The 21,048-nt window shown below is 61.9% G+C and carries 23 protein-coding genes; 9 read left to right on the plus strand and 14 right to left on the minus strand.

What is annotated here, in order from left to right:
* Window positions 1-88: 88 nt before the first annotated feature.
* The gene (locus QEO92_RS00920) at window positions 89-2,014 is read right to left on the minus strand and encodes a glycosyltransferase family 2 protein (protein WP_227701856.1); all 1,926 of its coding nucleotides are present in this window, start codon (window positions 2,012-2,014) and stop codon (window positions 89-91) included.
* 60 nt (window positions 2,015-2,074) lie between these two features.
* Here QEO92_RS00920 and QEO92_RS00925 point away from each other — a divergent pair, with 60 nt between their 5' ends.
* The gene (locus QEO92_RS00925; protein WP_227701857.1) at window positions 2,075-2,959 is read left to right on the plus strand and encodes a transporter substrate-binding domain-containing protein; all 885 of its coding nucleotides are present in this window, start codon (window positions 2,075-2,077) and stop codon (window positions 2,957-2,959) included.
* A gap of 56 nt (window positions 2,960-3,015) precedes the next feature.
* Here the strand turns inward: QEO92_RS00925 and QEO92_RS00930 are convergent, their stop codons facing one another.
* From QEO92_RS00930 to QEO92_RS00940, 3 genes are all read right to left on the minus strand, one after another.
* A complete protein-coding gene (locus QEO92_RS00930) occupies window positions 3,016-3,681 on the minus strand; it encodes a S24 family peptidase (RefSeq protein ID WP_037159993.1) in 666 nt (221 codons plus the stop codon).
* 192 nt (window positions 3,682-3,873) lie between these two features.
* Window positions 3,874-4,521 (minus strand): response regulator, encoded by a 648-nt coding sequence (locus QEO92_RS00935; protein WP_037158999.1) that lies wholly within the window; start codon window positions 4,519-4,521, stop codon window positions 3,874-3,876.
* Window positions 4,522-4,609: 88 nt separating this feature from the next.
* Window positions 4,610-5,017, minus strand: coding sequence for a hypothetical protein (locus QEO92_RS00940; RefSeq protein WP_037158996.1), 408 nt, complete (start codon window positions 5,015-5,017; stop codon window positions 4,610-4,612).
* Between the two features lie 76 nt (window positions 5,018-5,093).
* Between QEO92_RS00940 and QEO92_RS00945 the strand changes: the two genes are divergently transcribed.
* The gene (locus tag QEO92_RS00945; RefSeq protein WP_407720656.1) at window positions 5,094-5,444 is read left to right on the plus strand and encodes a DUF952 domain-containing protein; all 351 of its coding nucleotides are present in this window, start codon (window positions 5,094-5,096) and stop codon (window positions 5,442-5,444) included.
* Window positions 5,441-6,532 carry a quinone-dependent dihydroorotate dehydrogenase gene (locus tag QEO92_RS00950; protein ID WP_227701859.1) on the plus strand — a complete coding sequence of 364 codons (1,092 nt, stop codon included), beginning with the start codon at window positions 5,441-5,443 and terminating at the stop codon, window positions 6,530-6,532. The genes QEO92_RS00945 and QEO92_RS00950 overlap by 4 nt, the downstream gene beginning before the upstream one ends.
* Here the strand turns inward: QEO92_RS00950 and QEO92_RS00955 are convergent.
* The 3 genes from QEO92_RS00955 to QEO92_RS00965 are packed head-to-tail and all read right to left on the minus strand — an operon-like array spanning window position 6,508 to window position 8,610.
* A complete protein-coding gene (locus QEO92_RS00955; protein WP_227701860.1) occupies window positions 6,508-7,851 on the minus strand; it encodes an MATE family efflux transporter in 1,344 nt (447 codons plus the stop codon). The genes QEO92_RS00950 and QEO92_RS00955 overlap by 25 nt on opposite strands.
* A 2-nt stretch (window positions 7,852-7,853) precedes the next feature.
* Window positions 7,854-8,342 (minus strand): CAP domain-containing protein, encoded by a 489-nt coding sequence (locus QEO92_RS00960; RefSeq protein ID WP_227701861.1) that lies wholly within the window; start codon window positions 8,340-8,342, stop codon window positions 7,854-7,856.
* Between the two features lies 1 nt (window position 8,343).
* Complete coding sequence (locus QEO92_RS00965) at window positions 8,344-8,610, minus strand: DUF6460 domain-containing protein (protein WP_037158979.1); 267 nt, start codon at window positions 8,608-8,610, stop codon at window positions 8,344-8,346.
* A gap of 136 nt (window positions 8,611-8,746) precedes the next feature.
* On the opposite strand from QEO92_RS00965, the gene QEO92_RS00970 reads away from it, so the two are divergent.
* The 3 genes from QEO92_RS00970 (at window position 8,747) to QEO92_RS00980 (ending at window position 11,077) form a co-directional block, all read left to right on the plus strand.
* Window positions 8,747-9,676: a class I SAM-dependent DNA methyltransferase gene (locus tag QEO92_RS00970; RefSeq protein WP_227701862.1), complete on the plus strand. Its 930-nt coding sequence runs from the start codon at window positions 8,747-8,749 to the stop codon at window positions 9,674-9,676.
* A gap of 103 nt (window positions 9,677-9,779) precedes the next feature.
* Window positions 9,780-10,433: a YitT family protein gene (locus QEO92_RS00975; protein WP_227701863.1), complete on the plus strand. Its 654-nt coding sequence runs from the start codon at window positions 9,780-9,782 to the stop codon at window positions 10,431-10,433.
* Complete coding sequence (locus QEO92_RS00980; RefSeq protein WP_227701864.1) at window positions 10,433-11,077, plus strand: YitT family protein; 645 nt, start codon at window positions 10,433-10,435, stop codon at window positions 11,075-11,077. The genes QEO92_RS00975 and QEO92_RS00980 overlap by 1 nt, the downstream gene beginning before the upstream one ends.
* 70 nt (window positions 11,078-11,147) lie before the next feature.
* Here QEO92_RS00980 and QEO92_RS00985 read toward each other — a convergent pair whose 3' ends face one another.
* Complete coding sequence (locus tag QEO92_RS00985; protein WP_227701865.1) at window positions 11,148-11,609, minus strand: carboxymuconolactone decarboxylase family protein; 462 nt, start codon at window positions 11,607-11,609, stop codon at window positions 11,148-11,150.
* Between the two features lie 45 nt (window positions 11,610-11,654).
* Window positions 11,655-12,155: an RrF2 family transcriptional regulator gene (locus QEO92_RS00990; RefSeq protein WP_037158964.1), complete on the minus strand. Its 501-nt coding sequence runs from the start codon at window positions 12,153-12,155 to the stop codon at window positions 11,655-11,657.
* 95 nt (window positions 12,156-12,250) lie between these two features.
* Between QEO92_RS00990 and QEO92_RS00995 the strand changes: the two genes are divergently transcribed.
* Together QEO92_RS00995 and pdeM are read left to right on the plus strand one after the other, a co-directional pair.
* Entirely contained in the window at window positions 12,251-14,827 is a 2,577-nt protein-coding gene (locus tag QEO92_RS00995) for a ligase-associated DNA damage response DEXH box helicase (protein WP_227701866.1), read from the plus strand.
* A 153-nt stretch (window positions 14,828-14,980) separates the two neighbouring features.
* Window positions 14,981-15,715 (plus strand): ligase-associated DNA damage response endonuclease PdeM, encoded by a 735-nt coding sequence (pdeM, locus tag QEO92_RS01000; protein WP_407720661.1) that lies wholly within the window; start codon window positions 14,981-14,983, stop codon window positions 15,713-15,715.
* Here the strand turns inward: pdeM and QEO92_RS01005 are convergent, their stop codons facing one another.
* The 3 genes from QEO92_RS01005 to QEO92_RS01015 all read right to left on the minus strand — a co-directional run bounded on the left by QEO92_RS01005 (window position 15,716) and on the right by QEO92_RS01015 (window position 18,681).
* Window positions 15,716-16,153, minus strand: a complete 438-nt coding sequence (locus QEO92_RS01005) for a universal stress protein (RefSeq protein ID WP_227701867.1) — start codon at window positions 16,151-16,153, stop codon at window positions 15,716-15,718. It lies immediately after the preceding gene.
* 83 nt (window positions 16,154-16,236) lie between these two features.
* Window positions 16,237-18,024: a chloride channel protein gene (locus QEO92_RS01010; protein WP_227701868.1), complete on the minus strand. Its 1,788-nt coding sequence runs from the start codon at window positions 18,022-18,024 to the stop codon at window positions 16,237-16,239.
* Between the two features lie 96 nt (window positions 18,025-18,120).
* Complete coding sequence (locus tag QEO92_RS01015) at window positions 18,121-18,681, minus strand: dihydrofolate reductase family protein (RefSeq protein ID WP_227701869.1); 561 nt, start codon at window positions 18,679-18,681, stop codon at window positions 18,121-18,123.
* A gap of 95 nt (window positions 18,682-18,776) precedes the next feature.
* On the opposite strand from QEO92_RS01015, the gene QEO92_RS01020 reads away from it, so the two are divergent.
* Complete coding sequence (locus QEO92_RS01020) at window positions 18,777-19,283, plus strand: winged helix-turn-helix transcriptional regulator (protein ID WP_037158953.1); 507 nt, start codon at window positions 18,777-18,779, stop codon at window positions 19,281-19,283.
* Window positions 19,284-19,310: 27 nt separating this feature from the next.
* Here QEO92_RS01020 and QEO92_RS01025 read toward each other — a convergent pair whose 3' ends face one another.
* Together QEO92_RS01025 and QEO92_RS01030 are read right to left on the minus strand one after the other, a co-directional pair.
* Complete coding sequence (locus tag QEO92_RS01025; RefSeq protein ID WP_227701870.1) at window positions 19,311-20,114, minus strand: TIGR02186 family protein; 804 nt, start codon at window positions 20,112-20,114, stop codon at window positions 19,311-19,313.
* Entirely contained in the window at window positions 20,114-21,040 is a 927-nt protein-coding gene (locus QEO92_RS01030; RefSeq protein ID WP_037159984.1) for a sulfite exporter TauE/SafE family protein, read from the minus strand. Before QEO92_RS01030 ends, QEO92_RS01025 begins: the two co-directional genes overlap by 1 nt.
* Between the last annotated feature and the right edge of the window lie 8 nt (window positions 21,041-21,048).

Raw genomic sequence — 21,048 nt, forward strand, 5'->3', positions numbered from 1 at the left:
CGACCTTTGTCATACAATACTATAAAATTGCAGAAAGTTTAACGTAGGGCTAACATCGGACGGCGGCAAATCGCATGAGCGGAGGGGATCATGTCCTTCTGCGGGCGGGGACATGCGGCGTCTTGTTCCAGAAAAAGGGCTTCGAGCGCAGCTCCAGCACCGCCCGCCATGCGGCAGCCGAGGTCATCAGCCAGTAGAGGGCGACACCGGTCCAGCGCCAGCCGATCTGCCGCTTTTCGTGATGGATCATCGAACCCATCCCAAGTCCCAGGAAGATCAGATAGCTGCCAAGGATGTTGATGCTGTCGATGACGAATAGCGAGAGCACGCCGGCGGGGACGTCATCGGCAGGCGCCTCCAGCATGGAATAGACGCCGATTCCCATGAAGATGATGATCAGCGGGTGCAGGAGTGAGGAAATCAGCATGCCGCCGATCATGAGCTGGAAGGTACAGAAGGCCAGCAGGCCCATCTCGCGGATGAGCCGGCGCGGATCGCGCATCAACACCAGCCAGGTCTGCAGCCAGCCCTTGAACCACCGGCTGCGCTGCCCCATCCAGATGTGGATGGTGGTCGGCGCGTCCTCCAGTGTCTGCCTTGCGATGACATCGGACCGGTAACCGAGGCGATAGAGGCGCAGCCCGAGGTCTGCATCCTCGGTGACATTGAAGGGATCCCAGCCGCCGGCCTCTCGCAGGGATCGGGTGCGGAAGTGATTGGAAGTGCCTCCGAGCGGCAGTGGCATTCGCATTCTCGCCAGCATCGGCAGCAATCCGCGGAAAAGGCCGGAATATTCCAGCGAGAACAGCGCACTGATCCAGGACTCCTTCGCATTGGTGATGATCAGCGGCGCCTGCAGGCAGGCGAGTTCGGCGGGCATCGCCCTGAAGCGGGCATAGGCCTCGCGCAATTGTTGCGGATGCGGCCGGTCCTCCGCGTCGTAGATCGCCAGGAATTCTCCGCGCGCAGCGCCGAGCGCATAGGTGAGCGCCTTGGGCTTGGTGCGCGGGCTCGAAGGTGGCACTTCGATGATTTCGAAATGGGCGCCGGGGGAGAGCGCCTTCAGCGCCGCGATGGTCTCGTGGTCGTCAGCTTCGCAGACAAGCTTGATGTCGAGCAGGGCGTCCGGCCAGTCGAGCCGCTTCAGGCTGGCGATCAGTTGCTCGGCCACCGCCGCCTCGCGGTAAAGCGCCACCATGACCGTATAACAGGGAAGCGTTCCCTCTGGTGCCGGCAAGGCCGGCCGCATAGGCTGCCCGAAATGCTGTCGGGTGAACGCTGCAAATCTGAGAAGCAGGGATGCCAGATAGATGAGCGACAGCAGGACATGAAGGAAAATCAGCGTTGTCGAAGGCACGATGATCAGTGCGGAGAGGAGCGCTGCGAGCCCGAGCCCGGCATAGAAACCCTGGTGACCCGAAAGGACGATGCGCGCCGAGAAGGAAGGGAAGCGGTCGAAGAGTTCGTTGACCGTATCGCGCACGCGCCGTCCGGCTCCAGCCTGCCAGACCGCCCGGCGGATTGCCGAAGGTGTCGTGATCGCAAGATCCCGGCCAAGCTGCGGCATGGCGGAGAGGGCCGCCCCGAGATCGGCAAGCCTGGCGGCTTCCGGCACCACGGCCACCTGCGGAGCCCGATGCCGGTGGTTGATGCGGATCTGGTTCGGACGTTGCAACTGCATGTCGAGTAAGGGTGCATCGGTGATAAGGGGCGGATCGATCGTCTCGACGAAAGGCAGGCGCAGGAAGCGGGCGATTGCGCCGTAGTAGGCGGTCTCGCTGACCTGACCGCTATGCAGCAGCTCGCTTTCGACACGGGTGCCGTTTCGCCACGCCCTGTCGGAGAGCATGGACAACAGCGGCTTGGAGAAACCAAGCGCGGCAAGGGCGGCCAGTTCCGGATCATCGACGGGATCGCGGACATGCTCTTGCGGTCCGGTTCCGGGTGGGGCCGGCGTTTGCCACGCATCATCTTGCGCCGTCGGCGATGCCGGCGGATATTCCCCTAAACGCATGACTCTGCTACACCGCCCGCAAGCGGATGTCCCCAACCTGTCCCGATTTGGATCATAGCGATGCGTCTTCTGATTGCATCCCCGAGAATCAAGGGGTTTTTCAACCTTCTGCAGCTTTGCCTTGTGACAGGCGGGCTGCTTGCTGGCGCTGTGCCGGGACAGGCGGCCGGCAGCGACAATGCGTTCCCTTTGACATTCGATGCCCGCGAGCGATTGTCGCGGCCAGATCTCTCGGCGATCATACGCGTGCGGATTCTGACGACCGTCGATTTTCCGCCCTTCAATTTTGCCGACCAGACCGGCCGGCTTTCAGGCTTCAATGTCGACCTCGCCCGCGAGATCTGCGCCGAATTGGAGATCGAGGCGAAATGCCAGATCCAGGCGCTTCCGTTCGATGAACTGGAAAAGGCGCTGGAAAGCGGCGCCGGCGAGGCGGCGATGGCCGGCATTGCGGTGACACAGGAACGGCGCCAGGGTTTTGCCTTTTCAAGGCCGTATCTTGGTGTTCCGGCCCGTTTTGCCCGCAATCTCACCGCAAAGATCGATGGCGATACGGCCGCGGCACTTGCCGGCAGGCCGGTTGGCGTCGTCAGGGGCACAGCCCATGAGTTGATGCTGAAGGCCTTTTTTCCGAATGTATCCGCCACACCCTTCGATAGCTACGACGCCATGCTGGAGGCGCTGAAGACGGGCAAGGTGGATGCCGTCTTTTCTGATGGATTGCGGCTTCCCTTCTGGGTGGCGGGCGAGGATGCCGCAAAATGCTGCGCGCTCTTCGACGGCCCTTATCTTTCGGAAAAATTCCTGGGCGAGGGCCTGTCCGTCATGCTGCGCAAGGGCGATCCGATACTCGTCGCCGCTTTCGACCAGGCGCTCAGCGCTTTGTCACGCAATGGCCGCCTGCAGGATATCTACCTGCGTTATTTCCCGAACGGCCTTTACTGACCTTCGTGGATTACGAATTCTTTCCTATTCGCTATTCGCTATTCGCTATTTCCCGCTCACTGGCTCGCCCAGATGATCCGCGCGATCCATTCGACGTCTGCGATGTCGAAGGCCCGGTTGGGGTGGTCGGGATTGAGCGACGTCAGTTCCACCGTCCGGGCACTCTGGCGGGCAAGCACCTTGGCCATCACCTCGCCCTCCTTGGTCTTGAGCACGACACGGTCGCCGCGCCGCACCTGCGCGCCGGGCTCGACGATCAGCACGTCGCCGTCGCGATAGAGCGGTAGCATCGAATCGCCCTGGACCTCCAGTGCATAGACCCCGGCTTTGCGGGACGGGTCGACCGGAAATTCCACCACATCCCAGCCCTGTCCGGCCGGAAAGCCTCCATCATCGAAAAAACCTCCGGCACCAGCCTGTGCGAAACCAAGCAGCGGGATGGTTCCGCCCTGCGGCGGGAAATTGCCTTCCGGAAGCGTCGAGCGACTGGAGGAGGCGGGAAGATAGCTCATGAACTGGTCGACCGTGGCACCTGTCGCCTCCAGCACCTTGGCGATGGACTCCGTCGAAGGCCAGCGCAGCCGCCCGTCCGGCCCCAGCCGCTTCGACTTGTTGAAGGAGGTGGGATCAAGACCGGCGCGACGCGCAAGCCCGGAGGGCGTCAGTTGATGGCGTTCGGCGAGCGTGTCGATCGCGTTCCAGATCGTTTCATGTGACAGCATCTTGCCCGTACCCGTGACCGGCGCGCGAGACGGAAGCCGGACAGCCCCGGCGCTCGGCGGCACCCTTCGATCGAAACCCCTTTCGCGCAGCTTTCAAGCATCATCAAGCCCGCGCAGACACCCCTAATTTTAACGGAATCGCGACCTCACGTAAAGAGAGGAGAGGAATAAAATCCTGTTCCGGCTCTGCGTTCAGGCCACCAGGGCCATGTTGATCTTGCTGAGCTTGATCACGGCCTGGGTGCGGCTGTCGACATTGAGCTTCAAAAGGATCGCCGAGACATGTGCCTTTATGGTCGCCTCGGAGACGCCGAGCTCATAGGCGATCTGTTTGTTGAGCAGGCCCTCTCCGAGCATGCTCAGCACCCGGCTCTGCTGCGGAGTGAGCGTCTTCAGCCGGTCGATGAGTTCCGCAAGTCCCGGATCTTCCTCTGGCGCGGTGAAGTCGCCCTTAGGCACCCAGATGTCGCCATCCAGCACCGCCTGGATGCCGGCGCGGATATCGTCGAGTCCAGAAGATTTTGAAATGAAACCGGAAGCGCCGAGTTCCAGTGCCCGGCGGATCGTGGCGCCGTCGTCGCTTGCTGAGACGATGACGATTGGCAGGCTGGGGAACTCCGCGCGGAGCGACATTAGTCCGGAAAAGCCGCTGACACCCGGCATGGCAAGATCGAGCAGCATCAAGTCGACATCGGGGGTCTTCTCGGCGGCAAGCCGTGCGGCTTCGAAATCACCCGCCTCGATGATGACGAGCTCTTCCGCAATGCCTTTGACCGCCTGGCTGAGAGCTCCGCGAAAGAGCGGATGATCGTCTGCGATGATGATTGTCAGTGTCTGCATTTCCACGCTCCCTCCCAAGAGCATAGTCGTGCCTTTCAAATCTTTGAAAGTTGTAAACCTCTCGAGAGGCGGAAACAAGTGCTGGATTTTACGTACGATTGGGTTGCGGCTTATTGTCTTCCCGCTCGTCTATGAATTCGCCGACAATTGCCATGAAGCGCCGCATGAATCTCTCCATGATGGAGAGGGACCGGTCCACTTCCTCGTCGCTGGGCAGCGCGTTCGGCGGCGTATGGCTCAGTCTTTCCTCCAGTGCGGTCACGCGTTTCTCGAGCCGGTCGAGCTCCTGTTCGTAGGCTGCCCTTTCATCCGGCTGCATGCGGCAGGCGAGCGTGCCATTCTCGTCGTGGCAGAGCGTCATTGCGCCGGTCTGGGTATCGAGCCGGACAATGCCGCTTTCGGTGCGCTCGAGCTGGAAACGATTGGGTTGCGCCTGCTGCGCCAGGGCCGGGCCGGCGAGGAAAAGCGCCGAAGTCGCTAATGCAAGAACCTTCATCTTATCGTCCTCCCACGGTGGACAAGTGGCGAGCTTTGCGGCAAACGCTCGAAGAGTAACAGATCATCGAGAGTCCATGATGACGGATATAGTGTACAAGATCGTGCCGGAAACGCTCTGGCGTCGGGCCAAGGAAAAAGGCGTTTTCGAAGGGGCCGAGATCGACCTCAAGGACGGTTATATCCATTTCTCGACCAGCACACAGGCGCGCGAAACGGCGCGGCTGCATTTTTCAGGCGTCGCAGGCCTGCTGCTCGTCGCGGTCAACGCACTGACGCTTGGCGAAGCGCTGAAATACGAGCCTTCGCGTTGCGGCGATCTCTTCCCGCATCTCTATGGGACGCTGCCTTTCTCCGCCGTCCTTTGGGAAATGCCGCTCTTGATCGGCGTCGACGGCCTCCACGCCTTTCCGGAGAAGATGCCATGATCGGCCCGTTTGCCGGGCTTGCCTCCCGCAGCCTCTTCGTTTTCGATCCGGAAACCGCCCACGGACTTTCGATCGCCGCGCTGAAGACCGGCGTCGTGCCTGCCTGCCGGGTGCCTGCCGACCCGCGGCTTGCGCAAACGGTTGCCGGCATCCCCTTCCCGAATCCGATCGGCCTTGCCGCCGGCTATGACAAGAACGCCGAGGTGCCGGATGCGATCCTGAAGCTCGGTTTCGGTTTCACCGAGGTCGGCACGGTGACGCCGAAGCCTCAGGCGGGCAACGACAAGCCCCGCATCTTCCGGCTGGTGGACGACCGCGGCGTCATCAACCGGCTCGGTTTCAACAACGAGGGTCACGAGGCCGCCTTTGCCAGGCTTTCCGCGCGGCGCAATGCCCGGGGGATTGTGGGCGTCAATATCGGTGCGAACAAGGACACGGCCGATCGCGTCGCCGATTATGTCCTCGGCATCCGCAAGTTCTACGGCCTCGCCACCTATTTCACCGTCAACATTTCCTCGCCGAATACCCCGGGCCTCAGGGACCTCCAGGCGCGCGGCAGCCTGAAGGCGCTGCTCGATGCAGTGCTCGCTGCGCGCGTGGAGGAGGCGATGCGCCACGGGAAATCCGTGCCGGTCTTTCTGAAGATCGCACCGGATCTGACGGAGGAGGGGCTTGACAATATCGCGGCGGAAGCGACCTCCCACCCGCTCGACGGATTGATCGTGTCCAACACCACGCTTTCCCGCGACGGGCTGAAGGATCAGGTTCAGGCGAAGGAGGCCGGCGGCCTGTCCGGCGCGCCGCTCTTCAGGCGCTCCACTGCGGTTCTTGCGAAGATGCGCAGTCGCGTCGGCCCGGACCTGCCGATCATCGGCGTCGGCGGCGTGTCGAGCGCCGGGGACGCGCTGGAAAAGATCCGCGCCGGCGCCGATCTCGTGCAGCTCTATTCCTGCATGGTCTATGAAGGTCCGGGCCTGCCGGCGACGATCGTCAGGGGCTTGTCCTCGCTTCTCGACCGGGAAAAGGTCTCCTCGATCCGGGAGTTGCGCGACACACGGCTTGATCAGTGGGTTGACACGAAGCTCTGACGCGCCTTGCGCGGCACCATGGCCGCCAGGAAGAAGCCGCGCATCATCAGGAACAGGTTGAGCGACAGCCAGAGCCCGTGGTTGCCGATCACCGGCACGAACACGGCAAGGCTTGCGCAATAGCACGCGAACGACATGAGCATCATGTTGCGCATCTCGCGTGACCAGGTGGCACCGATGAAAACGCCGTCCATCTGGAAGGCGAGCGCCCCGGCAAGCCCCGTCAGCGCGGCCCAGGCGAGATAGGTATAGGCTTCCTGCCGAACCTCTTCGGAGGTCGTGAGAAGATGGATGATCGGCTGGCCGAAGCTGATGAAGAACAGCCCGACCAAGGCGGCCATGGCAAAGGACCAGAAGCCGGTAAGCTTCAGCGTCCGGTCGAAGGAGGGCCGGTACTGCGCGCCAACCGCCCTGCCGGCGAGCTGTTCGGCGGCCCCTGCCAGTCCGTCCAGAAAGAAGGCCGAGAGCATGAAGACGTTCATCAGCACGGCATTGGCCGCCAGCGTCACCGCGCCGAAGCTCGATCCGACGCGGGTCAGGAGCGCAAAGGCGCCGTTGAGGATGAGCGAGCGGATCAGGATATCCGCATTGAGATGGAAGAGCTGCTTCAGCTTGGCCGTATCGAAAATATCCGCACGGCTCGGCCGGTATGCGGCCGAAAACTGCCGGCTGACGACGAGAAAGCCGATCACCGCGCCAGTGACTTCCGCAAGCGCCGTTCCCCAGGCGACCCCCACGATCCCCCAGCCGAGACCAAGGCCGAGAAAGATCGACAGGCAGATGTTGGTCCCGTTGAGGATGATCTGCAGGGTCAGGCCCAGCACGCCCTGGCCTCGCCCGAGCACGAAGCCGAGAATGGCGAAATTGGCGAAGGTCGCCGGGCTCGTCAGCACCCGGATGCCGAAATATTGCCGCGTCACCTCGGCGACGGCCGGGTCGTTGGTCATCAATTCAGGCGCGAAGGCGAGGACAAGCGGCGACAGCCCCAGCATGACGAACCCGAGACAGAGCGCGCTGAGGAGCGCCCTCCAAAAGACCGCCTGCTGTTCCCGATTGTCGCCGCGCCCGAAGGCCTGCGCGACCAGGCCGGTGGTCGAGGTGCGCAGGAAACTGAGGCTGCCATAGATCAGGTCGAACAGGATGGCGCCGATCGCCAGCCCGGCCAGTGCTTCCGCTTGCCCCAGCCGGCCGACCACGGCGGTATCGGTCAGGCCGAGGAGAGGCGTCGTCAGGAACCCGAGTGTCATGGGGATCGCGATGCCGAGCACCAGCCGGTGCGTCACGTCGAAAGGCCGAACCTCCTGCCCCCGGCTATCCATGGTCAGCCCGACAGGACCATGGCCCAATAGGGCGGGGCGCCGGTTGATGTGCGGGCCATGGCGACGCCGAGACCCCGATAGGAGCCGAGCATGTTTTCAAGATGTTTGGGGGAATCGATCCAGGCCCGGACTGCGGCCTCGACCGTGTTCTGGCCGCTGGCGATGTTTTCAGCGGCCGGCAGTGCCACGTCGTTGTTCTTCATCCTCGCGCCGAAATCGTCGCCGAAGCCGATCAGGTGCTTCATCTCGTTTGCTTTCGCCATGCGCACCGCCTGTTGGACGGCTGCCTTGCGGGCAGGCGAATCGAGCGCCAGGGTGGGCAGGCCACGGCCTTGGCGCAGCGTGTTGACCATTGGAAGTGCGGCTTCCGTCTCGTCCTCCGCACCTGCCGTCGGTGTCAGAACCGACGTGGTGGAACAGCCGGCGAGCAGTAGGCCCATTCCGGAAAGCACGAGAAAACCCCGTCGCGAAGAAGTCTGGAAGGTGGTCATGTCAGCGGCGGTAACTGAAGATGCGCAGGATGATGAAGACCGGGATGACGACGATTGCGCCGAGCAGAAGGTAGCTTCCCACCCGTCCGAGCGCCCTGAAGCCGTTATACCATAAGTCGAGAACGTGATAGCGGATGCTGTCCACGATATTGTCCGGCGTGAAGCCGAAGAATGCGAGAACAAAACCCACGATCAGGCACACGACGATCAGCTTCACGATCGTGCGGCCTGGTGTGTCGCCCAGGAACCTGTTGACCCCGTCCGCCATCCTTTTCCTTCTCCGAATTGCACCCTGAGAGATAGTCGGCAGCCGCAGCCGCCGCAAGTCTTTTGGGTTCCCTCAAATAGAACTTGAGTTTTTTTGTGACTTCGGCCAATAACCCGCACCCTCTTGAGATGCGCCAATGCTGCCCAGCCAGTTTTCTTCCGGCGATGTGATCGCCGACCGCCGCGCCGACTATGCCCGCATGCTGTCGGAGGCGGAGGATTTCGGCGCAGCCGCCGAACTGATGGAGCAGGCCCTCGAACTGGTGCCCGCTTGGGCGGCCGGCTGGTTCCGTCTCGGCGAGTTCCGGGAAAAGGCAGGCCTCGAAACCGCCGATGAAGCCTACCGGCAGGCGCTGGCGCTCGAACCGGAAGACGTCTTCGGTGCTCGTTTGAAGCTCGCGCTGCTCGGCGTGGAGGAGATACCGGATCAACCTCCGAGCCGCTATGTCGAAGGCCTGTTCGACGATTATGCCGACCGGTTCGATACGGCGCTGGTCGAAAAGCTGGATTATTCCGTGCCCGGCAAGCTCGCCGCCTTGGTTGCGCCTCATGCGCCGTTCCGCAACGTGGTCGATCTCGGCTGCGGAACCGGCCTGTTCGGCGCGGAAATCCGCGGGCAGGCAGGCCATCTCGAAGGCTTCGATCTTTCCCTCAATATGCTGGCGAGAGCCGAGGCGAAGGGCCTCTACGACCATCTCGGCCAATCCGATCTCAGCCGGTCCTCCGAAGAAACCGGTCTCTTCTCCGATGCTCTTCCCAAACATCGCGCCGATCTCGTTTCCGCCGCCGACGTGCTGATGTATCTCGGCTCACTGGAGACCGTCTTTCCGCTTGTGCTGGAGCTTCTGGCGCCCGGCGGCTTCTTCGCTTTCTCCGTCGAGGACGCGGGCGACGGTGAAGCTTACCTTTTGCGGGAAACTCTCCGCTACGCTCATTCTGAGGCCTATATCCGATCGCTGCTTGTCCGTTACGGCCTGGCGCTTCTGGACATGCGGAAGACCGTCATTCGTCTGGATGCTGGAAAACCCGTCCACGGCATTCTGTTTCTGTCGCGCAAGCCCGCCTGATTGACCATTTCTTGCTTTTTTCCTTGCCGGCTCATCGCGGCTTGAACCCTCTTGATGACGGTTTTATTGCAGTGCAATATTATCGAAAATAAAGGGGCAAACGTTGGCTGGACAGCCGAAGCAGGTTCAGAAAAGAAGCCTTGGCTTCTACAGCATCGATCCGTCGAAGCACACATTGCTTGAAGACGCGCAGGGGTTGGTCACCGGCGCGATGGTTGCGGCTCTCGGCTTCTACTTCCTGAACAAGGTCGGGCTTTTGACCGGCGGCACGGCGGGCGTCGCCTTCCTGCTGCATTACGCGTTTGGAATTTCCTTCGGCCTGCTGTTCTTCATCGTCAACCTGCCGTTCTATTATCTTTCCTTCCGCCGCCTCGGCCTGGCCTTCTCGCTGAAGACCTTCATCGCCATCGGCCTCGTTTCGGTGATCTCGGAAATCGAGAGCCGTTTTTTCCTGATCGATTATCTTCATCCATTCTGGGCAGCCCTGCTCGGCGGCCTCTTGCTCGGTTACGGATTGCTGGCGCTCTACCGTCACCGGGCGAGCCTCGGCGGTGTCGGCATCCTGGCGATCTATATCCAGGACCGTTTCGGCATCCAGGCCGGATTGATCCAGCTTGCCTTCGATCTCTGCGTCATGCTCTGCGCCTTCGCGGTGGTCAGTCCCGTGACGGTGGCGTGGTCGGTGGTCGGTGCTGTCGTCCTCAACCTGTTCCTGGCGATCAACCATCGCTCGGACCGCTATATCGTGGTGCGCTGATGGCGGATGCTGCTGCGAAGAAAAGCCCGGTCGGCTTCTGGTCCTCCAGTTCGGACCGCCATTCCCCGCTGGAGGACATGCAGGGGATCGCCGCCGGCAGCATGCTCGCGGCACTCGGCGTCACCATGCTCTCGTCGGCGCATCTCCTGATCGGCGGCACGGCAGGTCTCGGCTTCCTGATCCGCTATTCGACCGGCTTGAGCTTCGGCCTCGTCTTTTTCGCGCTCAACCTGCCGTTCTATTGGATTGCCTACAAGCGGCTTGGCCTTGCCTTCACGATCAAGACCTTCGCGGCCGTGGCATTCACCTCGGTACTGACGGAATTCCTGCCCGGCCTGATCGCCTTCGATCATATTCATCCGGTCGTGGCGGCCCTGTTCGGCGGCCTGCTGATCGGCACCGGCATGCTGGCCCTCTTCCGCCACCGAGCAAGCCTCGGCGGCTTCGGCATACTGGCTCTCTACCTGCAGGATCGGTTCGGCTGGCGGGCCGGCTTCGTCCAGCTCGGCCTCGACGGCGTGGTGCTGGCGCTCTCCTTCTTCGTCGCCAGCCCCTATGTCATTCTCTGCTCGATCCTTGCGGCAGTGACCTTGAACCTGACGCTCGCCATCAACCACCGCACGGACCGCTACATCGTCCGGTAAGCAGGTCCAGGAAAAGTGCGTGGCGGTTTTCCGTCCGGAATTGCACCAAACAAAAGATCAGTCGGCCTCTTCACGCAGCCTTTGCCGGCTGATCGATCGGATGCATGGCGCGGAAGCCGACGCAGAGCCGGTTCCAGATGTTGATCACGCCGATCGCCACCGTAATCTTGACCATGTCCTCTTCCGTGAAATGCGCTTTCAGCGTCTCGTATGCGCTATCGGGAACATGGGTATCGGCAACGCGGGTGACCGCATCGACCCAGGTTAAGAGCGCGCGTTCCTTGTCATCATAGATCGGCGATTCTTCCCACGCGCTCATCAGGTTGATCCACTGCTCGGAAAGACCGTCATGCCGGCTTTCCTTCACATGCATGTCGATGCAGTAGGCGCAGTGGTTGATGATCGAGGCGCGCAGCTTGATGAGGTGGATGTGGCGAGGTTCGAGGCCGCACCCCTGGACGTAGTTTTCGAGGTTCTTGACGGCATTGTAGGCTTCCTGCGAGGCCTTGTAGAAATTCAGGCGTGGCTGCATCCATCTTCTCCTTGGGGTGTGGCCTATAGGTTGAGCTTTCAACCTTCAGCGGGCCGTCTTGCGTTCGTGGATGTCGAGGAAGGCGCAGCCGCGGGCGGCAATCCCGCCGTCGTCGGTAGCCTCCAGGTCCGCCAGGATGTCGGCGATCGACACCTTGGCGAGTTCGGCGCGATAGGCCCTTTCGGCCTTCAGCATCGCGGCATTGATGCCGCAGGGTTTTGCGAAATAACGCCCGGGCAAGGGGTTCGGCCCGCGCTGGCGGATTTCCGCGCAGCGGAAGGCGGGAGCCGGTCCTTCGACGGCGAGCACGATATCGAGCAGCGAGATCTCTTCCGGCTGCTTCGCCAGCCGATAGCCGCCCTTCGGCCCCGGCACGGTGTCGAGCAGACCGGCGCCCGAAAGCGCCTGCAGGTGCTTCAGGAGATAGCTCGTTGAGACGCCGTGAAACTCCGCCAGTGCCGCAGCCGAGAGTACGCCGTCTTCCGAAACGCGCGAAAGCATGGTCACACAGTGGATCGCCTGTTCGACGCCGTCGCCGAGTTTCATCAATCATCTCCTAATCGCGGATAATATTTATCCATGATTATATCCGGCCGTCAAGTGCTCTTCTTTTTCGGCTGTTTCCGCTTATCTTGAGCGGCGTGGATGTGATCGAAACCCAGTCTTCCGGCCGAGATGCCGCGCTCCTGCCCCGGCCGTTCCTGAAATGGTTCGCCGAAAAGGGCTGGCAGCCGCGCGCCCATCAGCTGGAGCTGCTTTCCCGCGCCACGGCCGGCGAGAACATGCTCCTGATCGCGCCGACCGGCGCCGGCAAGACGCTTGCCGGCTTCCTGCCGTCGCTCACCGATCTCACGCGTCGCGGAAAGATCCCCCCGGGCTCGGCTTTTGTGGGCATCCATACGCTCTACGTCTCGCCGTTGAAGGCGCTGACGGTCGATATCGAGCGCAACCTGATGAAGCCGGTGACGGAAATGGGGCTGTCCGTCACCGTCGAGAATCGCACCGGCGACACGCCGCAGGCCAAGCGCCAGCGCCAGAAGCTCAATCCGCCGGATATCCTGCTGACGACGCCGGAACAGGTAGCGCTGCTGCTCGCCAACAAGGAGGCGGAGCGCTTCTTCAAGGACCTGAAATACGTCGTCTTCGACGAATTGCATTCGCTGGTGACCTCGAAACGCGGCCATCTTCTGTCTCTCGATCTCGCCCGCATCCGAAGGCACGCTCCACGGGTGCAGACCATTGGTCTGTCGGCCACTGTCGCCGATCCGATGGACCTGCAGCGCTGGCTGGTGCCCCAGGGCGAGAACCCGGCGCAGCCGGCCGGCCTCGTGCATGTCACGGGCGGTGCGGCGCCGAACATCACCATCATGAAGACCGATGACCGAATTCCCTGGTCGGGTCACGTTTCGACCTATGCGATGCCGGAAGTCTACGATGAGATCAGGCGCCACAGGATGACGCTGATCTTCGTCAACACACGCTTCCAGGCGGAGCTTCTGTTCCAGACGCTCTGGACGATCAACGACGACAACTTGGCCATCGCGCTGCATCACGGCTCGCTCGATGCCGGCCAGCGCCGCAAGGTGGAGGCCGCCATGGCCGCCAACAAATTGCGCGCCGTCGTCGCCACATCGACGCTCGACATGGGCATCGACTGGGGAGACGTCGATCTGGTGGTTCACGTGGGTGCGCCGAAAGGGGCCTCCAGGCTTGCCCAGCGCATCGGCCGGTCGAACCACCGCATGGACGAGCCTTCGAAGGCGATCCTCGTGCCCGCCAATCGTTTCGAGGTCCTGGAGTGTCAGGCAGCCCTCGACGCCAATTATCTCGGCGCGCAGGATACGCCGCCGGTCGGCGAAGGCGCGCTCGACGTGCTCGCCCAGCACGTGCTCGGCATGGCCTGCGCCGAACCCTTCGATCCGGTCGAACTCTACGAGGAAATCCGCACCGCTTTGCCCTATGCCGGTCTCTCCTGGGAAATGTTCGAGCGGATCGTCGATTTCGTCGCAACCGGCGGCTATGCGCTGCGCTCCTACGAGCGCTATGCGAAAATCAGGAAAACCAAGGACGGCCTCTGGCGCATCTCCAATCCGCAGGTCGCCCAGCAATACCGCCTGAACCTCGGCACGATCGTCGAAGCGACCGAGCTCAACGTCCGGCTCGTCCGACGCAACAACAACGGTTCGCTCGGCCGGGGAGGGCTGTCACTCGGCAAGGTCGAGGAATATTTTCTCGAACAACTGGTGCAAGGCGATACGTTCCTGTTCGCCGGCAAGGTGCTGTGCTTCGAGGGCATCCGGGAAAATGAATGCCTCGTCTCCAACGCCTTTTCGCTCGATCCGAAGATCCCGGCCTATGCCGGCGGCAAGTTTCCGCTGACCACCTATCTGGCCGCGCAGGTCCGCTCCATGCTTGCCGATCCGGATCGCTGGCGGGGCCTGCCGGATCAGGTGCGCGACTGGCTGAGCATCCAGCGGGAGCGCTCCATCGTGCCGAAGCAGGACGAACTTCTGATCGAGACATTCCCCAGGGGAAAGCGCTTTTTCCTGATCGCCTATTGCTTCGAGGGCAGGCTGGCGCACCAGACGCTCGGCATGCTGCTCACCCGCAGGCTGGATCGCATCGGCGCCCATCCGCTCGGCTTCGTCGCGACGGATTATTCGCTTGCCGTCTGGGGGCTCGATGACATGGGCATGATGATCCGCTCCGGCCGTCTGAGCCTTTCCGATCTTTTCGACGAGGACATGCTCGGCGATGACCTGGAGGCCTGGCTGAACGAAAGTTACATGCTGAAGCGCACGTTCCGCAATTGCGCCGTGATTTCCGGTTTGATCGAGCGCCGCCATCCGGGCAAGGAAAAGACCGGAAGGCAGGTGACGGTCTCGACCGACCTCATCTACGATGTTCTCAGAACCCACGAGCCGGACCATGTGCTTCTGGAGGCGACGCGGCGGGATGCGGCATCCGGGCTTTTGGATCTCGGCCGGTTAGGCGATATGCTGAAGCGAATCAGGGGGCACATCACCCACCGCGATCTCGACCGCGTCTCACCGCTCGCCATTCCGATCATGCTGGAGATCGGCAAGGAGCCGGTGCCGGGCGAGGCGCAGGATGCGGTGCTGAAGGAAGCCGCCGAGGAACTGATCGCGGAGGCCGGACTATCAGATGCGTGGTTAGATCCTCGGGACAAGCCCGAGGATGACGAACCTGGGGTTTAAGATCTGCCAAAAGAACTGTTGCGGCTTGCTGCAGCGTTTTTGGGCACCTGCTCTTCGGCATCTGTCGTCATCCTCGGGCTTGTCCCGAGGATCTAACCACATACAACAGACATCATGCCGGGCTTTTGCCCGGAACGGAAAGACGAAACGAACTTGATGCACCGCCTCGGGCTTGCCGCCCGCTCGACATCGATGACCGGAGCCGCCAGCGGGGCGGAAGAAATCGTCGTGAACGGCGTCGTCGCCGTCTGCGATCCGCTGGGCAGTCTCTATTTGCCGGAAACCGGCATGCTCGTCGTTTCCGACCTGCATCTGGAAAAAGGGGCGGCCTTCGCCCGGCGCGGCATGCTGCTGCCGCCCTATGACACGATCGCCACCCTCAATATCTTGGCTGCCGTGGTCAACCGCTACGATCCGAAGATCGTCGTCTCGCTCGGCGACAATTTTCATGACCGGAAGGGCTCGGAACATCTGCCGGAAGAACTACGCTCGCTGATCACCGCCATGGCGCGTGGCCGCGACTGGATCTGGATCAACGGCAACCACGATCCGGATGGCACCGTCGATCTGCCGGGCACCTGCGCCGATGAACTGTTTTACGGAGGCCTTGCCTTCCGCCATGAGCCGAGCCTGATTTCCGGAAAGGGCGAGATCGCCGGGCACCTGCATCCGGCAGCCACCGTCCGCCGGCGGGAGAAATCTGTCCGCCGCCCGTGCTTCGCGAGTGACGGCTCGCGTCTTCTCATGCCGGCTTTCGGTGTGCTGGCAGGTGGCCTCGATCTCCGCCACAAGGCGATGCGCGGCCTCTTCGACCATGAAAAGCTGGTCGCGCACCTGCTTGGCCGCGACCGCATCTATTCCGTTCGCTATAACAATCTTATCGGCTGATCAGCGATAGACCAGCACCGGCGTCTTGGAGTTCGCCAGCACCTTCATTGTCACGCTTCCGAGCATGAAGGCCTTGAAGCCGGAGCGGCCGTGCGAGGCCATGGCGATCAGGTCGCAATTGTTCTTCTCTGCAGTCTCGACGATCGTCTTCGCTGCGTCGCCGCTGTCGAGTTTCACCGCCTCGCAGGCGACCATGCGCTGCTTTGCCGCTTCCTTGGCATCGGCAAGAATCCGGTCTGCCGCTTCGTTGTTGAAACGATCGTATTCCGCGTAGGCGACTTCCATGCCGGTCGGATTGAGCGTCATGACCTGCAGGGGCTCCATGACCACCAATACCGTGGCTTTCGCGCCAATTTCACGGGCGAAGTCCAGGGCTTTTTTGAGCGCCTCGGTGGAAATGGGCGACCCGTCCGTCGGGATCAGGATATGCTTGTACATGGGTACCTCCAATATCTGACAACCATCTTTGCCGTGTAGCGCAAGCGGTCATTGACATGCGTCAAGACTGCGAGATGAAACGCTCAGATTTCACCGGACATTTCGCGCCGCCGCCGGTCGAGTTCCTCGCTGTAGCGCCTGAGCGTGTGGCTCTCCGTTAGGAGCCCGACGACCTTGCGTTCGATCTGGTTGTTGACGACGGCGAGTGCTTCCGCCTCCAGCTTGTCGAAGATCGCTGCAGCCTGCTTGGCGTTCATCGTGCCGAGCAAAACATCGTTGTGGTATTTCGCGAAGGAGGCGAGGGTACGCGGCTCGGCGGAATCCTCCAGAGGCGCCGCATAGATATCCGGAAGAAGAATGATGCCGGCATATTTTCCGGCCTCGTCGGTGAGGATGACCCGCTGGGTGGAGCCCAGTGGGAAATCCTTACGGAACTCGCTGAGGCTCATGCTGGCGGATGCCGTCCGCACGTCTGCGCGCATCATCCGCTCGACGGTGAGGTTGCGGATCCAGCCGATATCGTGGGCGCTGCGGATGCTTTCGCCGCGCAGATGAAAACGCCAGGTCGCGAACGAGTAGCCGAAGGTGGTGCGCACCGTTACCGAGGAGGTGATGACGGCGGCCAGCGCAAGAACGGTGATGGGAAAGTCGCCGGTGACTTCCAGCGCCAGGAACGTCATGGTGAGCGGGCCACCAATGACGGCGACCGCAAGTGCGCTCATGCCGACCACGGCGTAGATGACGGGTGTTACGGTGGCGTGGGCGAAAATATAGGGCGTGCTGAAGGCAAACAGCTTGCCGAGCAATGCGCCCATGAACAGCGATGCGAAGAAGAGCCCGCCGCGAAAGCCGGAGCCGATCGACACCGCGGAGGCGAGGAATTTCAGGGCGAGGATCGTCAGCAGTGCCGGGATGGTCAGGTTCAGGTCGAGATTGAGATGCAGTGCGCCGTGGCCGGCCCCCAGCACCTGCGCATCCGCCAGCGCGAGCAGGCCGACAACGATGCCGCCGAGTGCCGGCCTGAAGACCGGCGAGATCGAACTCCTGCGCGCCAGTTCCTCCACGAAGGTTACGCCCTGCATGAGAAGTATGCCTGCGAAAGCGCAGAATATGCCGAGCACGATCGCGGGCACATAGTCGGCCGGGACGACCGCGCCGAATTGGCTGACGTCGATCATGGGCGCGTCGCCGAACAGACGGGTGATGATCGTGGCGATCAATGCCGAGACCACAACCGGCGCCAGGCTGAGGATCGTGTAGGTGCCGATGATCAGTTCGAATGCGTAGAACGCGCCGGTCAGCGGAGCATTGAAGGCGGCGGCGATCGCCGCCGCTGCGCCGCAGCCGACGAGGATCCTGAGATCGGAACGGCGTAACTGCAGCAGGAGGCCGATTTTCGAGGCAAGGCCGGAGGAGAGCTGGGTGTAGCCGGCCTCCAGCCCGACGGAGGCGCCGAAGCCGTTGGAGATGAGGTTCTGGATGGCGACGATGATGCTGTCGGTCAGCGAAAGCCGGCCGCCGTGCAGCGCATTGGCTTCGATCGGGTCGACCATCGGCTTCTTGCGCCATTTCCGCAGGATGAGGAAGACCGCGCCCATGAGGATGCCGCCGGCAATCGGCGCGGTGAGAATCAGGATGCGGTCGATTTCGGCGGCCGAACTCAGCCTTTCGCCGGCATCGAGCCGGAAAATGGACCGGTGCAGTTGCTGGGAGATCCAGCTCATGAGCGCAACGGCGAAGCCGGCCATGATGCCGACCATCGCAGCGGCGATGATGAGGCCGAACTCCGTGCGCCGGATGAGCACGCGCAGCCGGCCCGGATCGAGGAGAACGCGGGCGAAGCGCAGAGGGGGAAGGAGCCGGCGGAACATGGACATCTCGCGGAAACGAGGGGTAGCGCGTGTCTAGCGCAAATGTCCTGTCAGTCCAACCGTCCTTGGTGTTTTTCTGGTCTTCGGCAATCGGTCTCAGGCCACCTTGCCCACCTCATAGGTGAGGATCACCGCACCGTTGGCAGCGGTGCTGGAACTGATCAGCTTGAGTTCCGTCTTTTGCGCCGCCTTCTTGAAAAGCGGATTTCCGGAACCGAGCAGCACCGGAACGATGCAGATGCGGTATTCGTCGATCAGGCCTTCCCGCATCAGCGATGCTATCAGCTCGGCACTACCGAAGACGAGGATCGTCTTGCCGTCCTCAGCCTTCAATTTGTTGAGTTCCGCGACCGGATCGCTGACGACGCGCGTATTGTTCCATGTGGCCTCCTTCATCGTCTTCGAGACGGCGATCTTGGCGAAGCTGTTCATGTAATCCTTGACCTTGCCTTCTCCTTCGGCGGTTGGCCAATAGGCGGCCATGCCCTCGTAGGTCTTGCGGCCGAAGACGAGAAGATCACTCTCCTCGCCGAACTGCTCCGAGAGCTTCTTGAGCTCCGGTCCCCAGGCATAGTTGTGGAAGGCGAGGTCCCACGGCTTCTCGCCTTCGAAATAGCCGTCCAGCGTCATCAGGTTCCAGGCTACCAGCTTTCTCATGTCATCCTCCATCACGTCGAAACCAGTTGCAATAAACAAGCAGTTGAAAGCTAGCGAAACTGATTTTATAATGCAAGCGGTTTTTGGAGAAAAAAATGGAAGACGCGCATCGGTCGGGTTGCCCGATCAATCTCACGCTGGAAGTCCTGGGTGACCGCTGGAGCCTGATCGTCATCCGCGACATCATGTTCGGCAACCGCCGCCACTTTCGCGAACTCCTGCAGAATTCGGAGGAGGGCATTGCTTCCAACATCCTTGCCGACCGCCTGAAGCGGCTTCTGGAAAGGGGCCTGCTCACCCGTGAGGACGACCCGAGCCACAAGCAGAAAGCGATTTACAGCCTGACGGAAATGTCGATCAGGCTGGTGCCGATCTTCGCGGAAATGGGGGCCTGGGGACGCCGTTTCCTTCCCGTTTCGGAGGAGCTTTCGATCCGCGCCGAGCTGCTGGAGGAGGGCGGGCGGCCGCTCTGGGAGGATTTCATGCAGGAACTGCGCGTCCTGCATCTGCACGTCCCGCGCGATCCCTCGAAACCTTCGGTCTTCGATCGGCTGCACGCCGCCTACCTTGAAGTGGTAGCGCGAAAGGCAGCCGCCGAATGATCAGCCCTGATACTCGGTTTCCGGTGATCAATCCTTGCGGAAGATCAGGCTGGCCCCCCAGCCGGTGATGACCGCGATCAGCACGCAGAAGAAACCGTAAGCGATCGGTCGTTCATGTGCCGCATCGGTAATCGCCTGCTCGATGCCGGTCTTGACGACCCGAAGCGGCAGCTCCCGCTGCACGATGAGCTGGCCGCTCTTGAAGAGATAGGCGCGCACCATGTGTATGCCGTCCGGAATGTTGGCGGGCAATCTCAGCGAGGCACGGAACAGGCTGGTGGAGACGAAGCGCACGCCATCCGTGTCACGCTGATAAAGCCCGTTCGACAGCTTGAGGCGCCGGTAAGCCTCGCGGAATTCGCCGATCAGGCCGGAATTCGGAATGTAGCCGACCGGATTGAGCGCCAGGTGATCGATGCCGACGCCGATATTGTTGAGGCTTGTGGGCTGGTCGATGTTGTCGATCTGGCGGGTGCTGGCCAGCGAATAGCTTTCCGGCACCTGTTCGAAGGTCATCGACTGTGTGTTCATCCAGATGCCGAGGACCCGCTCCTTCTTGCGAACCGTCGCATAATCCTTCGGGCCTTCGAGCGTGACGACCACGTCGTATTGCCCGATCGCCAAGAACAGCTCGTCGGCGTTGTTGAGCGCCCCGAAGATCGTCAGATCGGCACCGCGGAAATCCGAGGTGATGGCGATTTCACTGGTCGAGGCGCCGATTTCCAGCCCCTCCTTCACCGTCGATGCCTGCCCGAGCGGCACCTGCGCCAGGGCCGGCTGGCAAAGGCCGAGGAGAAAAGCGAGGAAGGCGGTGTGGAGGAGCAGGCGCATCAGTAGGACAGGCCTCCCACCGCAACGGAATAGATGTCGTCGGGCGTCACCACGAGCCCGATCGCGAGGCGGATGCCGACCGCAAGCACGAGGAGCGCCAGGAGTGCGCGGAGCTGCTCGCCGCGCAGCTTCTGCCCGACGCGTACCCCGTATTGCGCGCCGATGACGCCGGCCACCATCAGGATCGTTGCCAGCACGATATCGACGGAATAGTTCGTCGCCGCCTGCACCATGGTCGTATAGGCGGTCACGAAGATGATCTGGAAGAGCGAGGTCCCGACAACGACATTCGTCGGGATGCGCAGGAGATAGATCATCGCCGGCACCATGATGAAGCCGCCGCCGACACCCATGATCGAGGTGAGCACGCCGATGGCGAAGCCGAGCGCCACGACCGGAATGGCGGAGAGGTAGATCTTCGATTTCTTGAACCGCATCTTCAGGGGCAGCCGGTGCACCCAGATGTGTTGTCCCGGGCGCTTCAGCGCCACCGGCTGGTTCTGTTTCGCACGGCGCATGGCTCGCAGGCTTTCCTGCAGCATGAGGGCGCCGATGGTGCTGAGCAGCACGACGTAGAGGATCGAGATGAGGAGGTCGAGTTGTCCGAGACGGCGCAGCCAGGAGAAAATCCATATGCCGACCGAGGCGCCCGCCAGACCGCCGACCAGCAGCACGGTGCCGAGTTTCATATCCAGCGTGCCACGCCGGAAATGGGTAATCGCGCCGGAAATCGAGGAGGCGACGACCTGATTGGCGCCGGTCGCCACCGCCACGACCGGAGGGATGTTGTAGAATATCAGCAGAGGCGTGATGAGGAAGCCGCCGCCCACCCCGAACATGCCGGACAGGAAGCCGACGGCCGCACCCATGCCGAGAATGATGAAGATGTTCACCGAAAGCTCTGCGATCGGCAGGTAGACAGTCACGATCGAAC

Origin of the sequence: Neorhizobium petrolearium (assembly GCF_029854435.1) — a bacterium.
GTDB classification, from domain to species: domain Bacteria; phylum Pseudomonadota; class Alphaproteobacteria; order Rhizobiales; family Rhizobiaceae; genus Neorhizobium; species Neorhizobium petrolearium.

Bases quoted from the DNA above. Each gene is read 5' to 3' on its own strand.
- QEO92_RS00950 (WP_227701859.1), top strand. From the start codon at position 5,441: ATGATCGGCCCGTTTGCCGGGCTTGCCTCCCGCAGCCTCTTCGTTTTC.
- QEO92_RS00965 (WP_037158979.1), bottom strand. From the start codon at position 8,610: ATGGCGGACGGGGTCAACAGGTTCCTGGGCGACACACCAGGCCGCACG.
- QEO92_RS00930 (WP_037159993.1), bottom strand. From the start codon at position 3,681: ATGCTGTCACATGAAACGATCTGGAACGCGATCGACACGCTCGCCGAA.
- QEO92_RS00980 (WP_227701864.1), top strand. From the start codon at position 10,433: ATGGCGGATGCTGCTGCGAAGAAAAGCCCGGTCGGCTTCTGGTCCTCC.
- QEO92_RS00925 (WP_227701857.1), top strand. From the start codon at position 2,075: ATGCGTCTTCTGATTGCATCCCCGAGAATCAAGGGGTTTTTCAACCTT.
- QEO92_RS01005 (WP_227701867.1), bottom strand. From the start codon at position 16,153: ATGTACAAGCATATCCTGATCCCGACGGACGGGTCGCCCATTTCCACC.
- QEO92_RS00985 (WP_227701865.1), bottom strand. From the start codon at position 11,609: ATGCAGCCACGCCTGAATTTCTACAAGGCCTCGCAGGAAGCCTACAAT.
- QEO92_RS01025 (WP_227701870.1), bottom strand. From the start codon at position 20,114: ATGCGCCTGCTCCTCCACACCGCCTTCCTCGCTTTTCTCCTCGGCCTT.
- QEO92_RS01020 (WP_037158953.1), top strand. From the start codon at position 18,777: ATGGAAGACGCGCATCGGTCGGGTTGCCCGATCAATCTCACGCTGGAA.
- QEO92_RS00920 (WP_227701856.1), bottom strand. From the start codon at position 2,014: ATGCGTTTAGGGGAATATCCGCCGGCATCGCCGACGGCGCAAGATGAT.
- QEO92_RS00970 (WP_227701862.1), top strand. From the start codon at position 8,747: ATGCTGCCCAGCCAGTTTTCTTCCGGCGATGTGATCGCCGACCGCCGC.
- QEO92_RS00945 (WP_407720656.1), top strand. From the start codon at position 5,094: ATGATGACGGATATAGTGTACAAGATCGTGCCGGAAACGCTCTGGCGT.
- QEO92_RS01015 (WP_227701869.1), bottom strand. From the start codon at position 18,681: ATGAGAAAGCTGGTAGCCTGGAACCTGATGACGCTGGACGGCTATTTC.
- QEO92_RS00935 (WP_037158999.1), bottom strand. From the start codon at position 4,521: ATGCAGACACTGACAATCATCATCGCAGACGATCATCCGCTCTTTCGC.
- QEO92_RS01010 (WP_227701868.1), bottom strand. From the start codon at position 18,024: ATGTTCCGCCGGCTCCTTCCCCCTCTGCGCTTCGCCCGCGTTCTCCTC.
- QEO92_RS00940 (WP_037158996.1), bottom strand. From the start codon at position 5,017: ATGAAGGTTCTTGCATTAGCGACTTCGGCGCTTTTCCTCGCCGGCCCG.
- QEO92_RS00990 (WP_037158964.1), bottom strand. From the start codon at position 12,155: ATGAAACTCGGCGACGGCGTCGAACAGGCGATCCACTGTGTGACCATG.
- QEO92_RS00955 (WP_227701860.1), bottom strand. From the start codon at position 7,851: ATGGATAGCCGGGGGCAGGAGGTTCGGCCTTTCGACGTGACGCACCGG.
- QEO92_RS00960 (WP_227701861.1), bottom strand. From the start codon at position 8,342: ATGACCACCTTCCAGACTTCTTCGCGACGGGGTTTTCTCGTGCTTTCC.